The organism is Amycolatopsis sp. VS8301801F10 (assembly GCF_046195355.1).
Lineage (GTDB): Bacteria > Actinomycetota > Actinomycetes > Mycobacteriales > Pseudonocardiaceae > Amycolatopsis.
Map to the genome: position 1 here is coordinate 6,957,526 of NZ_CP176065.1, position 15,366 is coordinate 6,972,891.

9 protein-coding genes are annotated in these 15,366 nt (G+C 71.1%); 6 read left to right on the forward strand and 3 right to left on the reverse strand.

From position 1 onward, the window contains the following. Positions 1 to 91 precede the first annotated feature (91 nt). Both F9C11_RS31850 and F9C11_RS31855 read right to left on the reverse strand, forming a co-directional pair. A complete protein-coding gene (locus F9C11_RS31850) occupies positions 92 to 874 on the reverse strand; it encodes a 2OG-Fe(II) oxygenase (protein ID WP_409181054.1) in 783 nt (260 codons plus the stop codon). A gap of 251 nt (positions 875 to 1,125) precedes the next feature. Beyond that, a complete protein-coding gene (locus F9C11_RS31855; protein ID WP_409181055.1) occupies positions 1,126 to 2,400 on the reverse strand; it encodes a hypothetical protein in 1,275 nt (424 codons plus the stop codon). Positions 2,401 to 2,759: 359 nt separating this feature from the next. On the opposite strand from F9C11_RS31855, the gene F9C11_RS31860 reads away from it, so the two are divergent. Next, positions 2,760 to 5,675, forward strand: coding sequence for an amidohydrolase family protein (locus tag F9C11_RS31860; protein WP_409181056.1), 2,916 nt, complete (start codon positions 2,760 to 2,762; stop codon positions 5,673 to 5,675). On the opposite strand, the gene F9C11_RS31865 is transcribed toward F9C11_RS31860, so the two are convergent. Further along, positions 5,672 to 6,892 carry an MFS transporter gene (locus F9C11_RS31865; protein WP_409181057.1) on the reverse strand — a complete coding sequence of 407 codons (1,221 nt, stop codon included), beginning with the start codon at positions 6,890 to 6,892 and terminating at the stop codon, positions 5,672 to 5,674. The genes F9C11_RS31860 and F9C11_RS31865 overlap by 4 nt on opposite strands. A gap of 1,021 nt (positions 6,893 to 7,913) precedes the next feature. On the opposite strand from F9C11_RS31865, the gene F9C11_RS31870 reads away from it, so the two are divergent. From F9C11_RS31870 to F9C11_RS31890, 5 genes are all read left to right on the forward strand, one after another. Then, positions 7,914 to 8,558 (forward strand): lytic polysaccharide monooxygenase, encoded by a 645-nt coding sequence (locus tag F9C11_RS31870; RefSeq protein WP_409181058.1) that lies wholly within the window; start codon positions 7,914 to 7,916, stop codon positions 8,556 to 8,558. Positions 8,559 to 8,678: 120 nt separating this feature from the next. After that, positions 8,679 to 10,112, forward strand: a complete 1,434-nt coding sequence (locus F9C11_RS31875) for an FAD-dependent oxidoreductase (protein WP_409181059.1) — start codon at positions 8,679 to 8,681, stop codon at positions 10,110 to 10,112. A 280-nt stretch (positions 10,113 to 10,392) separates the two neighbouring features. Then, the gene (locus F9C11_RS31880) at positions 10,393 to 11,415 is read left to right on the forward strand and encodes an ArsR/SmtB family transcription factor (RefSeq protein WP_409181060.1); all 1,023 of its coding nucleotides are present in this window, start codon (positions 10,393 to 10,395) and stop codon (positions 11,413 to 11,415) included. Positions 11,416 to 11,496: 81 nt separating this feature from the next. Next, entirely contained in the window at positions 11,497 to 13,740 is a 2,244-nt protein-coding gene (locus tag F9C11_RS31885) for a serine/threonine-protein kinase (RefSeq protein WP_409181061.1), read from the forward strand. A gap of 110 nt (positions 13,741 to 13,850) precedes the next feature. Further along, a complete protein-coding gene (locus tag F9C11_RS31890; RefSeq protein WP_409181062.1) occupies positions 13,851 to 14,744 on the forward strand; it encodes an aminoglycoside phosphotransferase family protein in 894 nt (297 codons plus the stop codon). The last annotated feature ends 622 nt before the right edge of the window (positions 14,745 to 15,366 follow it).

Genomic DNA, 15,366 nt, shown 5'->3' on the forward strand with positions numbered 1-15,366 from the left:
GACGACGATCGCGTTCGCCCTCGGGAACGCGACGGCAGGCGGGAACGTGCGGCCGGGCCGGGCCGCGGGAGAGTCGGGAGGCGGGAGGCGGTCAGCTCCAGTAGACGAGCGGCTCGTCTTCGCCGAGGTACCCGATGAAGGTGCCGATGGTGATCCGGGTGGCGTCGCCGGACGGGCGCACCGCGTGGATCAGCCTCGGGTTGAGCAGCGCGAGATCGCCCGGCTCGGGCTTGACGACGGCGACCGGCGCGGGCAGCCGGTCGCGTTCGATGCCGTAGCTGCGCCCGCCCACCATCCGCTGGTATTCGTCTTCGGCGGGCTCCATGTCCCACATCTCGAGTTCCCCGCCGACCTCGGGGATGCTGACGTAGATGTTGGTCGACAGCTGCGCCTGCAGCCGGGACTGGTACCCCGCGGGCAGGAACCGTTCGACCTTGTCGGTGTGCGGCACCAGGTCCACGTTGTTGCCCTGGAACCGGCACACGCCGACGAAACACTTCTCGCCCCGCACCCGCATCAGCTCCGCGCCCGCCCGCCACCGTTCGTCGAGCAGCAGCCGGAGATCGTCCTCCGGGGACGCGTACGGGGCGAACATCGAGCGGAGCCGCTCGATGCTGGACAACGCCTCGTCGTGGTAGCGGCGCCGGGTCGTCTCGTCCTCGATCTCCGAGTACGGGAATCCCATCCGCCAGAACTGCGCGTCCGTCGTCGACTGCTCCCGCGCACGGTAGGAAGAGAGCTTCTCCTGGGCGATCCGCAGCACTTCCGGATCGCAGAATCCCTTGACGACAACCGCGAAACGATCTTTCTTGGCCACCGAAACAATGTGGTCGTGCGAGAATTCTTTCCGGTTCGTGTACACCACGCGATCCATCGCGCTCCGATTCCCCTGCATCGTCGGCGAGGCGCCCTCGACCGGGCGCCGTGGACTGCTTTCCTTTTAATTGAACGCGACCCCGACAGCGAGCAGCAAGCGAATTGCAGTAAACTTCGTCAGCAACAAGTCAGTTTGGTCAGCACCGCTGACCCCGGCCGCTGACCGGGACTGTCCAGGAAATTCACGCAGCCGGGCCCGGCCGCCGGAAAAGGCGACCGGGCCCGAAAGAATAGCGGTGGGGGCTTTTTTCAGCTCGCCCTTCCGGCCGCCCGCTCCGCGACCGCGGAGACCAGGAATTCCTCGATTCGCCCCCCGAGTTCGGAGGCGTCGGCGAACGGGACGGGCGCGCCGTGCAGTTCCTCGGCGGCGGCGCGGAGCAGGGCGGAGATCGTGGTGATCATCTTCTCCGGCGGAAGCCGCAGCACCGGGACGAGCATCTCGGCGACGCCGTCCGGCTCGCCCAGCCTGATCCGCGCGCGGGCGGCGTCGATCCGGGCCAGTGCTTCCACGGAATACGACCGCTGCTCGACCGGCTCGCGTTCCAGCAGGCCGAGCGAGGTCTGCAGTTCGCCGAGCGCCGCCCCGGCGTCGTCCAGCAGCAGCATCGTGTGCCCGGCGAGGTAGGTCTGCCCGTCCTGCCGGAGGGCGAACAGGCCCACGCCGCGCACCGGTTCCGCCTGCTCGGCCCATTCGCCGAGGGCGCGCCGGGCTTCGGTCTCCATGCCTGCCGCCGCCCACGCGCGCGCGGCCAGGAGTTTCAGCAGGACTCCCAGCTCGTCGTCCGCGGGCCGGTCGAGGCCGTCGAGCGCGAACTGCGCGGACTCGACGAAGCTGCCCAGCCAGTACGACTGCCGGGCCTGCGCGGCGCGCACCCAGCGCCGCGCCCGGTCGTCGTCCGCCAGGTCGGCCAGCTCCCACGCCGCGGCCGCGTGGTTGTACGCCGCGTTGCGGTCGCCGAGGTCCTCGGACATCCACGCCAGGAGCGCGCAGAGCCGCGCGCCCAGCGCGAGCAGTTCCCGCCGCTGGGCGAGCTTCTGCTGCCCGCGCAGCAGTCTCGCGACCCGGTCGCGCAGCATCGCCGCGCGGTACAGCAGCGGGCCGGGCGCGACGTGCAGGTACGAGGTCGTCAATCCGGACAGCTCGTGGTTGAGCTGGTCGAGGGTCGCCTCGTCCGCGTTCGTCTCGGAAACCTGCTGGACCAGCCGAGCCGAACTGCACGAGTCCTGGACCAGCGGGGTGATCTCCGCCGGGCCGGACCGGCGCGCCGCCGGACCCGCGGACCCCGGCCAGATCTCGGCGACCTCGACCGGCTCGCGCAGGTACTCCGACAGCACCTTCGCCACGGCTTCCGGGATCCCCCGGCGCGGATACGAGCCGCGCAGCCAGTGGTAGGGGGCCTTGGCGCTGACCGTGCCCGGCCCGCAGAGCCGGTTCACCTCTCTCGCCAGCCGCTCGGGCGTCCAGTTCAACCGTTCCAGGAATCCCGTGAGTTCGGTCGCCACCGCCATGATGAAGCCTGCCACTCCCCCTGACACCCAGCCGCCTGCGGACTGGGCGAGCATAAATCGGCCTGGACGAGCATAACACGATAAAAATCACCGCAGCGCCGCGTTGCGCGACCGCACTGCCCGGAACGCGCGCCTCGCGGTCCCGCCGGACTCCATTCGGAGCAATGAGCGATTGTCCGGCCGCGCTAACCGGAGGGACGGCCCGGGAACGAATACCCGGCCAATTCCGATCGGCCCCGGCCGGGCGTTGTCCTCGGCACCGCGAATTCCCCCTCGCCGGAAAAGACAATCCGCTCGCTTGCGTTCCCCGCGGATGCTACACCGGTGCGGAAGCGGCCGCAGCCTTCGGACGGGCCGCGCAGACCATTTCCCGGATGCCGGGAATGAACCGGGGAGGAACCATCCGGATCGCCGAGGGAACCCACTTCCGCGCCGCGCTCGCCCCGTCCGGCGCCGTCGCGATCGATCTGCTCAGCCGGATCTGGATCGTCCCGGCCGGCGGCGGGCCCGCGGCCGCGGCGACCGGCCCGCTGGCCGACGCGACCGCGCCCGACTGGTCCCCGGACGGGCGGGCGGTGGCGTTCCAGTCCTATCGCACCGGCGCTTTCCAGCTCTGGACCGTCGTGCCCGGACAGGACCCGCGGCGGCTCACCAGCGGTCCGCACGACCACCGCGAACCCGCTTTCTCCCCGGACGGCACGCGGCTCGCCTTCTCAGCGGATCTGGGCCGCGGCTACGGAATCCACGTCCTCGAGGTGGCGACCGGGCGGATTACGACGTGGGCGGACAGCGCGGTAGAGGAAGCCGCACCCGCCTGGTCCCCCGACGGCCAGCGGCTCGCGTTCACCGCCGACGGCGCCGCGATCGACGTGGTGGACGCACACGGGGACCGGGAACGGCGGGTGGAGGCGGACGGCGCGCAGCTCGCCGCTCCGTTCTGGACCCCCGGCGGACAGGAGATCGGTTACGTCCGCTTCGAAGGCGTCACCCCGAAACGGCTAGGGAGTTACGCGCGGCGCGCGGCACTGGTCATCGGGGACCGGACAGTGTCCGCGCCCGACGAGGACGTCTTCGGCTTCCGGGCGCACTGGCTCTCGCCGACCGAAGTGGTCTACACCGCGGACGGACGCATCCGGCGGCGCAACCTGGCGACCGGAACGGTACGGGACATCAGTTTCGAGGCGGAGGTACCGGACCCGCCGCGCCGTCCGGCGACCCGGATCCCGCCGCGCCGTGCGGATTCCGGCCCGGTGCGGGGCATCGTGAGCCCGGCGCTTTCCCCCGCCGGCGACCGCATCGCGTTCTGTGCGCTCGGCTCGCTCTGGACGATGCCGCTCGACGGTCCGGCGCAGCGGCTCACCCGGGACGACGCGCTGACCGCCGAGCCCGCCTGGGCACCGGACGGGCAGCAGCTGGTCTATGTCAGCGACCGGTCCGGCAGCCCGGCCCTCTGGCTGCACGAGCTGGCCACCGGAAACCAGCGCAGGCTCACCAGCACGAACGGGGCGGCGGTCGCCCCGGCGTGGTCCCCGGACGGGACCGCCATCGCCTTCCAGGACCACGAAGGCGCTCTCTTCCTCGCTTCCCTGGACGGCGCGGTTCGGCAGCTTCTCGGCCCGCAGTGGTACCCCGGGCGGCCCAGCTGGTCCCCGGACCGCACGAAGCTCGCGATGGCCGTGGCCCGGCCGTACTCGGCCCGGTTTCGCGAGGGCGGCAACGGGATCCTGGTCCTCGATGTGCGCTCCGGCGAAAGCACCGTCCACGAAGCCGCGCCGCACCGCTCCCTCAGCTCCCGCGGGTACGACGGGCCGGTGTGGTCGCCGGACGGCACGAGCATGGCCTGCGTCCTCGGCGGACAGCTGCATCTGCTGCCCGTCGACCGCGCCGGCCGTCCCACGGCCGAACCCCGTCGGCTGACCGGCGAAATCGCCGACGCGCCGTCCTGGAGCGGCGACGGGCGGCAGATCCTCTATCTCAGCGGCGGAAAACTCCGTCTGGCCGAAGTGGCCACCGGCCGGATCCGCACTGTCGAAACGGGACTCCGCTACACCGCGGCCAGAGCCTCCGGTCGTACCGTGATCCACGCCGGCCGCCTGTGGGACGGCCAATCCCGCACGCTACGCGAAAACGTCGACGTCGTGGTCGAGCACGACCGGATCGCAGCGGTCGACGACCATCGCGAAGACCGTCCCGGGCGGCGCGTCGACGCCTCCGCCCTGACTGTGCTGCCCGGACTGACGGACGCGCACGTGCACAACCGGCTCAAAGGCCGGTTTTTCGGCGCGCGGCAAGGAAAACTCTGGCTGTCGTTCGGAATCACCGCTGTCCGGTCGGCCGGCGACCCGGCTTACGAGGCGCTGCAGGAAGAAGAAGCGCTGCTCGCCGGCCGCCAGGTGGGCCCACGCTGCTTCGGCACCGGCGAGCCGATCGACGGCAGCCGCGTCTACTACGGGTTCATGCGGCCGACCGCCTCGGCAGCGGAGGTCGAACGCGAACTGGCCCGCGCTCGCGCGCTCGGCCACCGCCTGCTGAAGGCCTACGTGCGGCTGCCGGTCAGCGGGCAGCGCGCGCTCGCCGAGGCGGGCCGCGCGGCCGGAATCCCGGTCACGTCCCACTACCTGCACCCGGCCGCCTGGCTCGGCCTGGACGGGGTCGAGCATCTGGGCGCGTCGACCAGGCTCGGGTATTCGCAGACGATGACCCGCCGCGGCCGCACCTACTCCGACGTCGTGTCCACGCTGACGACCAGCGGCATGTCGCTCACTCCCACGCTCTTCTCCGCCGCGGTCCTGCTGGCCGAGCACGACTGGACCAGCGACCCTCGCGTCCGCGCGCTGTTTCCGCGCTGGGAAGCCGAAGCGCTCGCCCAGGTGACCGCCGCGGTGACCGAACCCGCCGTGCGCGAAACCCTGGAACACGTTCTCGCGTCGGCAGTGGGAACCCTGCGCCGCATCCACGACGGAGGCGGCCTGGTGGTCGCGGGCACCGACGCACCCATCGACTTCCTCGGGCTGAGCCTGCATCTCAACCTTCGCGCTATGGTCGCCCACGGTTTCAGCCCGTACCAAGCGCTCCGCACGGCAACCGGCAACGCAGCCCAACTGCTAGGCAGAAGCGACGATCTTGGTGCCGTCACCCCGGGCAAACTGGCCGATCTGGTCTTCGTCGAAGGCGATCCGCTCGCCGACATCACCGCGGCGGCCAACGTCCGCAAGGTGATGCTGGGCGGCGTCTTGCACGAGTCCGCCGAACTGCTCGCTTCCCCTCAGCCACCCGCGGACCGCCGCTAAGCCGCCCGTTTCCCGGCCCGCATCGCCGACAGAAGCACCGGCAGCGCAACCGCCAACGCGATCCCTCGCAGCACCCCGGCCACCGGGTACGCCGCCCGGATGCCGAACGCGTCCGCGACCAGTCCGCCGGCCAGCGACCCCAGCGGCATCAGGCCCCAGCCCAGCATCCGGTAAACGCTGTGCACCCGCCCGCGCAGTTCCGTCGGCACCGCCTGCTGCCGCAGGCTGACCGTGACGACGCTCCAGAGCGTGGTGGCGAATCCGTTGGCCCCCAGCAGGAGCCCGAGAACGACCGCGTTCGGGCTGGTGCCGATGAGCACGAAGAGCACCGCGTTGGCGAGCAACGCCGTCGATAATGCTTGCAGCGCCCCGATTTTCGCCACGATCCGCGCGTTGGCCATCCCGCCGAGCACACTGCCGACCGCCGCCCCGGCGAGCAGCACGCCGTAACCGCGCTCGCTGACGTGCAGAGTCTGCGTCGCGAGCAGCACGACCGTGACGTTGCCGAGCTGGTAGCAGAAGGTGTTCACCGCGAGCAGCCCGGCCAACGTCCGCAACAGCCGGTGCCTCCCGAGCCAGCGCACCCCCTCCGCCACCGCGACCCGAATCGGCGGCTGCGCCCTCCGCAGCGAGGGACGTCGAGGCAAGGTCGCCAGCACCGCGGCGGACACCACGAACGAAGCCGCGTCCACGCCGAACGGCAACGCCGCCGCAGCCGCGAAAAGCAGACTGCCGACCGGCGGCCCGACGAACAACTGCCCCGCCGTGGCAACCGCGTACTGACTGCCGTTCGCCCGGTGCAACTGCGCCTCGGGAACGAGGTCCGGCACCACCGCGAGGGACGCGTTCGCGAACACGACCTCGCACGCACTGAGGCCGAACCCGGTCACCGCCAGCCCCACGATGTCGATCCGGCCCACCCCGACCAGAACCGCGACCACCGCGACGATCGCCGCCTGCAAAGCCTGCGACCGCCACAACAGCCCAACCCGCTCCCGCCGGTCCACGAGCGCGCCCGCGGGCAGGGAGAGCAGCAGCCACGGGAGGTAAGTCGCCGCCGAGACGACCGAGACCAGCAAGGGATCGCGAGTGAGCGTGACCGTCAGCAGGGGGACGGCGGCCGAGAAGATCCCGTCGCCGACGTTGTCCACCGCCGAGGCCCACCACAACCGCCAGTACGCGGCGGGGAGCTTGGGTTGGGGGTCGCGTCGCTTCATGGGCGGGAGTTTTCTCGGGTCGAACATGTGTTCGCCATCATGTAGACTGGGGCTACATCGAAAGTTCCGGTTTGCGGACGGGGTTCACCGTCGGCGGGGTGGCTCGGCCCTGGTGCGACAGCGCGGCGACGCTATGCGGGAAAGTTGTTGCCGTCGCAGAGACCGGGTTGTTCCTCCTTGGAATCCCGACGGCCCGGGGTGCCGACGAGGGGCGACCTGCTGCCCGGCCGCATGGCTGCCCGGCCGCACGACTGCATGACTGCACGAGTTGCGGCGCAGGACAGTCGCCGACGCCTGGCGGGAGGCCGGAGACCACCTGCTCGCCGGAGTAGCCCTGGTACCGGGCGACGGGTGCGCTCATCGACGCCCGCTTGCTGCGCAGGGACGGCAAACCCTGGCCACGCCCCGCATCACTTGGCGCGCAGAAGCGACCAGCCTGGGCACACCGCTCTGCACCCCACAACCGATCCACGCGTGCGACCACGCCGCTCCGGACGCCGCAACTGGTTCACGCGCAGGAACGACCTCGCCACGCCACGCCCCCCGCCCCGCAACCGCTTGACGCACAAGACCGACTAGCCCAGGCCACTCCGTCCCGCACCCCGCCCGCTCCGCGCGCGGGAGCGGCAGGCCCAGACCACGCCGATCCGCACCCCCTGGCGCACAGAAACGACAAGCCCGGCCACACCGCCCCGCACTACCTTGGCGCGCATGACCGACAAACCCAAGCAACACCACCCCCTATCCCATCCGCCCGGCGAGCAGGAACGACCAGCTAGGCCACCCCGCCCCACGCCCGCATCCACCCCGGCGAGCACGAACAACCAGCCAGGCCACACCGCCCATCCGCCCGGCGAACACGAACAACCAACCCCGACCACCCCGGCCCCACCAATCCCCGGACACCGACGCGATCGCAGCAAGCGCGAAATCCCCCGTGCCCGACTTTCGGGCCTACACCCCCGCGCCCCGGCCCGCCTACCGTGGCATGGTCTAGACCTCTCAGGAGAGGAAGCCCGCGATGAAGTTCTCCCGCTCCGCCGTCAAGGTCGCGATCCTGACCGCCGTGTTCGGCGCCGCCTCGGCGGTCACCGCCGTTCCCGCTCTCGCGCACGGTTCGATGGGCACTCCGATCAGCCGGATCATGCAGTGTTTCCAGGAGGGTCCGGAGAATCCGCAGTCCGCCGCGTGCAAGGCCGCCGTCGCGGTCGGCGACAGCTGGCCGATCTACGACTGGGACGAGGTCAACATCGGGGACGCCAGCGGCCGCAGCCGCGAGATCATCCCGGACGGCAAGCTGTGCAGCGCCGGCCGCGACAAGTACAAGGGGCTCGACCTCGCCCGCGACGACTGGCCGGTCACCACGCTGCCGGGCAGCGGCCCGTACACCTTCCAGTACCAGCTGACCGCCGCGCACGAGGGCACCTTCGAGCTGTACGTCACCAAACCGGGCTACGACCCGACGAAACCGCTCAAGTGGTCCGACCTCGAGGACACCCCGTTCTACAAGCAGGACAACCCGCCGATCGCCGGCAACGCCTACCAGCTCCAGGCCAACCTGCCCGGCGGACGCAGCGGCAGGCACCTGATCTACTCGATCTGGCAACGCCACTGGCCCGACTCCGGCGAGGCCTTCTACTCCTGCTCGGACGTCATCTTCCCCTGAGCACCGCCGCCCGCCCGGCAGCGTTGGCGAAGGCCGGGCGGGCGAATATCCGGTTGCCGGGCGAACCCGGGCGCCGCAGACTGACAGGCCCGGGGCGGTGGCTGGACGAACAGGTGGTTCATGATCGACGTCGTCATCGCCGGATGCGGTCCGACCGGCGCGACGCTGGCCGCCGAACTCCGGCTGCACGGCGTGCGGGTTCTCGTCCTGGAAAGGGAAACCGAGCCCCTCCCGCTCGCGCGGATCGTCAGCCTGCACATCCGCAGCCTCGAACAACTCGCGATGCGCGGGCTGCTGCAGCCGTTCCTCGACCGCGGACGGCGGCGTCCGGTAGGCGGCATCTTCGCCGGCATCGCCAAACCCGCGCCGGAAGACCTCGCGTCCGCTTACCTGCTGGGCATCCCGCAGCCGGTCGTCGTCCGCCTGCTCGAAGACCACGCGATGGCGCTGGGCGCCGAGATCCGGCACGGATGCCCGGTCACCGGTTTCGAGCAGGACGAGGACGGGGTGACCGTCGAACTGGCCGACGGGGAACGGGTGCGATCGCAGTACCTCGTCGGCTGCGACGGCGCGCGCAGCATCGTGCGCAAACTGCTCGGCGTCGGCTTCCCGGGCGAACCCTCGCGGAACGAGACCCTGATGGGCGAGATGGCCGCGACCGCGCCGCCGGAGGAGATCGCCGCCAAGGTGGCCGAGATCCGGGCGGCCGACAAGCGGTTCCTGCTGAGTCCGGTCGAAGATGGGATCTATCGCGTCTTGGTCCCCGCCGCCGGACTCAGCGCCGAACCACCCGTTCTCGAAGACTTCCAAGAACGACTGCGCGCCGTCGCCGGCACCGATTTCGGCGTGCACTCGCCGCGCTGGCTGTCCCGCTTCGGCGACGCCACCCGGCTGGCCGACCGGTACCGCGTCGGCCGGGTGCTGCTGGCCGGCGACGCCGCGCATCTCCATCCGCCGGCCGGCGGGCAGGGCCTCAACCTGGGCGTGCAGGACGCGTTCAACCTCGGCTGGAAGCTGGCCGCCCAGGTCCGCGGCTGGGCTCCGGACCCGCTGCTGGACACCTATCCGGCCGAACGCCGCCCGGTCGCCGCGGACGTTCTCGACAACACCCGCGCGCAGATGGAACTGTCGTCCGCCGAGCCGGGACCGCGGGCCGTGCGGCGGCTGCTCGCCGAGCTGATGGACCTCGACGAGGTCAACCGCCGCCTGATCGGGAAAATCACCGCGATCGACCTCCGCTACGACTTCGGCGAAGGCCCCGACCTGCTCGGCCGCCGCCTGCCCGACCTCGCCCTGAAACAGGGCCGCCTCTTCGACCACTCGCACCGCGGCCGCGGCCTGGTGCTAGACCGCACCGAACGGCTGGCCGTCAACGGCTGGGCGGACCGGGTCGACCTCCTGGCGGACTCCGCCGCCGCCCTGGACGCGCCGGCCGTCCTGCTGCGCCCCGACGGATACGTCGCCTGGATCGGCGATGACCAGCACGACCTGAACCACCAGCTCGCCCGCTGGTTCGGCCGCCCCGCCGCACCGGCAGACCAGCCGCCACCCTGACCACCCCGGGCAGCACCCACCCATCCGGCAAGCTCCCGCACAACGACCAGCTGCCGCATAATCGCGACGTCCCGCTCAGCACCGACGACCTGGCCGCAACCAGGCTCGCCGTGTCACCGCTGCCCGAACCGAATACGTCGCCTGAACCAGCGACGACCAGCAAGACCTAGGCCGCTGGTTCGGCCGCACCGGCAAGCCAGCCACCACCCTGACCGCCCCGCGGAGCACCCACCCACCCGGCAACCTCCCGCACCACGACCAACTGCCGCATAATCGCGACGTGCCGCTGACCCTCGCCCTGAGCACCGACGACCTCGCCAGGACCAGGCTCGCCGTGTCGCCGCTGTCCGAAACCGTCTCCGGTCTGCAGGCCCTGGCCGGCTGCTGGGGCCGGGCGCGCCACGCACGCTGGACTCGCTGGGCCGCCGCCGAACTCGCCGTGCGTCCGCTGGACCTGTCCTGGACCTGGCCGTTGCTCGTCACCCGGCGGACCAGCTGGCCGCAGTTCCTGCTGCCCGCCCCGGCCCGCGCGGCGAGCACGATCGACGAGGCGCTCGCCGCGCTGCGCCGGACGACCCCGAGCCAGGTCCGGCGGAGCCTGCGCGGCGTTTTCGGCGCCGACCTGCCCGCCCCGGCCAGGGCACTCGCCGCCGACCCCGCGGCCGGGCTCCGGGCCGTCGCCGCCGAACTCCGCCAGGCGCACGACCGCCTGATCGCCCCGCATTGGGCCCGGCTGCGCGCCGTCCTCGACGCCGACATCGCCTACCGCGCCAGACAGTGGGCCGACGGCGGCGCGGGCCACCTGTTCACCGGTCTGCACGCCGGACTGAACTGGCACCACGGCCGGCTCACTCTCGACGGCGACCAGCGCCCGTCGCCCGGTCGTCCTTCCGGCGGGCTGGTGCTCTCCCCCGTCGTGCTCGGTCCGTCGTGGGTGGTGATCAAACTGCACACCACCACCCAGACCACGATCCGCTATCCGGCCCGGGGCAGCGGTGCATTGTGGACAGCCGCCGAGCGCCGTCCCGCCGAACCCGCGGTCCGTCTCCTGGGCCGCCGCCGCGCCGAGCTGCTCGAAACCCTGCGCTCCCCCGCCACGACCACCGGCCTGGCCGAAGCTCTGCGCGTGTCGCCGAGCGCGGTTTCGCAGCACCTCCGGGTCTTACGCGACAGCGGCCTGGTCGCCGGGCAGCGGTCCGGCCGCGAGGTCCTCTACCGCACCACCGAGCCGGGACTGCGCCTGCTGAGCGGCCAGGATGCCCCCGACCCGGAACCGCCGTCCCTCGGCCGGGCACAAATGTGACAACTCCGCCCCGGATGCCACAGTCGCGGAGTACGATCTCGCCGACCGCGACCGGCCTCGCGGAGAGGGGAAGCGGCGGGGATGAGCGACTGGCAAGTGCCCGGGTTCACCGAGGTCGACGTGCTCGGCGTCGGCGGCTTCGGCCGCGTCGTGCTGGCCAAGCACCAGGAATCCGGCCGGATGGCCGCGATCAAGTACCTGCTCGCGGAGTACCTCGCCGACCCGGACATCGCCGCCGCGTTCCGGCGCGAGGCGTGGCTGCTGTCCGGCGTCCGAAGCCCGCACGTGGTGCAGCTGTTCGATTTCGTCGAGACGCCGCACGGTGCCGCCCTGGTGATGGAGGCCGTGCCCGGCGTGTCCCTGCGCGCGCTCCTGGCGACCGAAAACGTCCTCGCCCCGGAATCCGCGCTGGCCGTTCTCAAGGGTTCACTGCTCGGTCTCGCCGCCGCGCACGCCGCCGGGGTCGTGCACCGCGACTACAAACCGGGAAACGTGCTGGTGTCGCGGGAAGGCCAATCGAAACTGGTCGACTTCGGACTGGCCACTTTGGACGGACATAATGGACTGACCGCCGGTTCCCCGTCGTACATGGCGCCCGAGCAATGGGCCGGGCAACCGGGTCGGCCCGCCACCGACGTGTACGCCGCCACTTGCGTGTTCTACCAATGCATCACCGGGCACCAGCCGTTCGAGGCCACCACCACCGAGGAATTGCGTTCGCTGCACCAGATGGCGCCCGTGCCGCTCGACGCGGTGCCTGAAAAGCTGCGTCCGCTGATCGCGCGCGGCATGGCCAAAGACCCGGCGTGGCGACCGTCCACAGCGGACGCTTTCGTGTCCGAACTGGAAACCGTCGCCCGCCAGGCGTACGGAAAGGACTGGGAGAAACGCGGCTGGAAGCGCCTGGCCGCCTCGGCCGCCGCCCTGACCGCGCTCACCCCGCTGGCCCTGCTGACCACCGCCGGCACCGCCGCCGCGCCCGTCGGAGCCGGGGCCGGAGCCGTCGCGGCCGGGGTGCCCGCCGCCGGCACCGGAGCCGGAGCGACCGCGGTCATCGCCGGCAAGGTCGTCGCGGTGCTGGTGGTGGTCGGCGCACTGGTCACCGGCGGAATCCTGGTCTTCAACCGACAAGACGATCCGCCGGCGCCCGCGGCCCTCACAGTAGCGATCCACACCGATTCCGGCCGCGACCAAACCCTCCCGGTCTCCTTTAGTCTGCAATACCCGCAAGTGTCCGGCGGACCGGATGCCGCGGTGCGGAAACGCACCAACGATTCTTTGCGCGCTCCGATCGACAAACGCCTGAAAGCCATCCGCGACGCCCGCGCCAATCCGGAGTGGCAGCAGCTGTTCACCGAAGCCGGGGAAACCCCCGCCGCGCGATCGACCGCGCGGATCCTGCTGCAGACCCCGAGCCTGCTTTCCGTACGGTACGACCACGATCTCGACTCGAAGGTGCTGTGGCACACCACGTGGCGCTTCGCGGAAACCGTCACCGTCGACCTCACCACCGGAAACGCACTCGGCCCGAAGGACATCTTCCGGCCCGAAACACTCACCGCCGCTGGCATGAAAACACTCACCGAACGCATCGAACCGCACACCAAAAACGGTTTCTGCGAGCTGTCCTCCTTCGCCGAGGCAGGCCGGAAATCCACCATCGACGCCGCCGACCGAACCCCGGACCGCGGCCACGTCCCGGCGGCGTCGCTCGGATTCACCAAGGCCGGGGCCGAATTCGAAATCCTGTGGTACGACCTGGGCTGCGTCACCGCCGCCGGAAAAGAAACCGTGACGGTTCCATACGGTGAAATCGCCGACCTGCTCCAGCCGAAATTCGTGGCAATGCTGGGCGCCACCACGCCTTCCGCACCGCCGTCTTCGTCGACCGCTCCGGCCGTCAGCAACACCTACACCAACCCGCGGTTCGGCTTCACCACGCGCGTCCCCGAGGGCTACACCGCCGCTTCCTACCAGCCGGAAAACGGCGACGGAATGACGTTCGCCAACCCGTCCCTCGACGCGACTTTGACCGTATGGGGCACCAACTCGGGCGGCACCACCGCGGCAGCATTGGCCGACGCGGCGGCCAAGGAAGAATCAACCGGCGGGCGAGTGACCTACCGCAAGGACGAAGGCGACCACTACTCGATTTCCGGCTACCAAAGCGACGGCAAGATCTTCTACGAACGAGGCTATACCGGAACCGGGTCGACAGCCGCGCTGCGCTGGGTCTACCCCCGAGAACACAAAACCGAACTCGACGGGCCGGTGAGCATTACGGTGGAAGCCTTCCGCCCGGGCGACCTTTCCCAGCCGCACTGACCTTCCACGCTGGCCGACCTGCCCGGAAGAGCGAAAACCGTTGGACGAGCACGGCGTTGCGTGGTCTGATCAAGGCGAACATTCCGGACCTTTCCCCGAGAGATTCGCCTTTGCCGACCACCCACTCCGCCGACGCGGCCTTGGTCAAGCGTCTCCTCGCCGCCCAGCTGCCCGAACTGGCGGCTCTCCCGCTGTCGCGGCTCGACCCTGCCGGGTCGGACAACGTCATCTACCGGCTCGGCGACGAATTGTCCGTGCGCCTGCCGCGCGGCGAATGGGCAGCGGAGCAGCCGGAGAAGGAATCCCGCTGGCTCCCCCGGCTCGCGCCGCACCTGCCGTTGGCGATTCCCGAGCCCGTCGCGCTCGGCTCGCCGGGCGAAGGGTATCCGTGGCAGTGGTCGGTGTCGCGCTGGCTGACGGGCTCGCCGCCGGAGATCGGCGGACTCGCCCACCCGGACCGAACCGCGGCGGAACTGGCGCGGTTCGTCGCAGCACTCCACCGGATCCCCGCCGACCCGTCGCTCGCCGCGGGGCCGCACAACGGGTTCATCGGCGCGCCGCTGGCCCGCCGGGACGCCGACACCCGGATCGCGATCGCCGGGACCGCCGACGTTTTCGACAGCTCCGCGCTCACCGCGATCTGGGACGCCGCGCTCGCGGCGCCGCCGTGGCCGCATCCGCCGGTGTGGGTGCACGGCGACCTGCACCCCGGCAACCTGCTGCTGAACGACGGCGAAGTCAGCGCAGTCCTCGACTTCGGCGGACTCGGGGTCGGCGACCCGGCCTGCGACGCGCTGATCGCGTGGACCCTCCTCCCGTCTCCGGCTCGCGAGATCTTCCGCGCCGAGGCGGGCCTCGACGAGGACACCTGGACCCGCGGCCGCGGTTACGCGTTGAGCACCGGCCTCAACGCCTACACCGCTTACGCGGCAACGAATCCCCGCGTCGCGGCGAGCACGAGGCACCAGATCACCGAGACACTGCGCGACTTCGAGCGAGCCTGAACGACGGATTCCGCAGCCCGCCTGGCTAACACCAGACAAATCCGGCATTCACGGCAGGGTTTCACTGCTCCATTCGGATGATCGACAACTGTTCCGTCCGGCATCCTCCGCCGCCCGCCCCTAGCCTCGACGGACCCGGCGGCCGCAGACTGTCCCGCGTCAGCGAGGCCCGGTTCCGGCATCGTTGTCGGCCGGGCCAGCCGCGGGACAGCACGGCCGGACGAGAGGAAGATCGATCGATGGCTGATCGGATCACCGGGCAGGGCCAGGGAAACCCGGACTCCCCCGACGAGGCGACCCGGAGCGAGGCCACCGCAGGCGACGCGACACCGGCCGAGGCAACCGCCCGCACGGCGACCCCGGACGAAACGACCGCACGCACAACTGCCCCGGGCGAAGCGGCCGCACGCGAGACAACCTCGGCAGATTCGGCGGTGGACAAAGCCACCGCCCGCGCGACCGCAGGCCGAACAACCGCGAGCGAAGCGGCCCCCGGCGAACCGATCCCGCGCACGAGCGCTCCGGGCGAGGTGGCCGGTGGCGGAGCGACCGCACACAACCCGACCCCCGCCGACGCAACCCCACCCCCCACCACCCCATTCGAAGCAGCCACAGGCCCCAC

Excerpts from the sequence above, each read along its gene's own strand:
- F9C11_RS31850 (WP_409181054.1), bottom strand. The coding sequence starts at position 874 with ATGGATCGCGTGGTGTACACGAACCGGAAAGAATTCTCGCACGACCAC.
- F9C11_RS31860 (WP_409181056.1), top strand. The coding sequence starts at position 2,760 with ATGCCGGGAATGAACCGGGGAGGAACCATCCGGATCGCCGAGGGAACC.
- F9C11_RS31865 (WP_409181057.1), bottom strand. The coding sequence starts at position 6,892 with ATGAAGCGACGCGACCCCCAACCCAAGCTCCCCGCCGCGTACTGGCGG.
- F9C11_RS31870 (WP_409181058.1), top strand. The coding sequence starts at position 7,914 with ATGAAGTTCTCCCGCTCCGCCGTCAAGGTCGCGATCCTGACCGCCGTG.
- F9C11_RS31875 (WP_409181059.1), top strand. The coding sequence starts at position 8,679 with ATGATCGACGTCGTCATCGCCGGATGCGGTCCGACCGGCGCGACGCTG.
- F9C11_RS31885 (WP_409181061.1), top strand. The coding sequence starts at position 11,497 with ATGAGCGACTGGCAAGTGCCCGGGTTCACCGAGGTCGACGTGCTCGGC.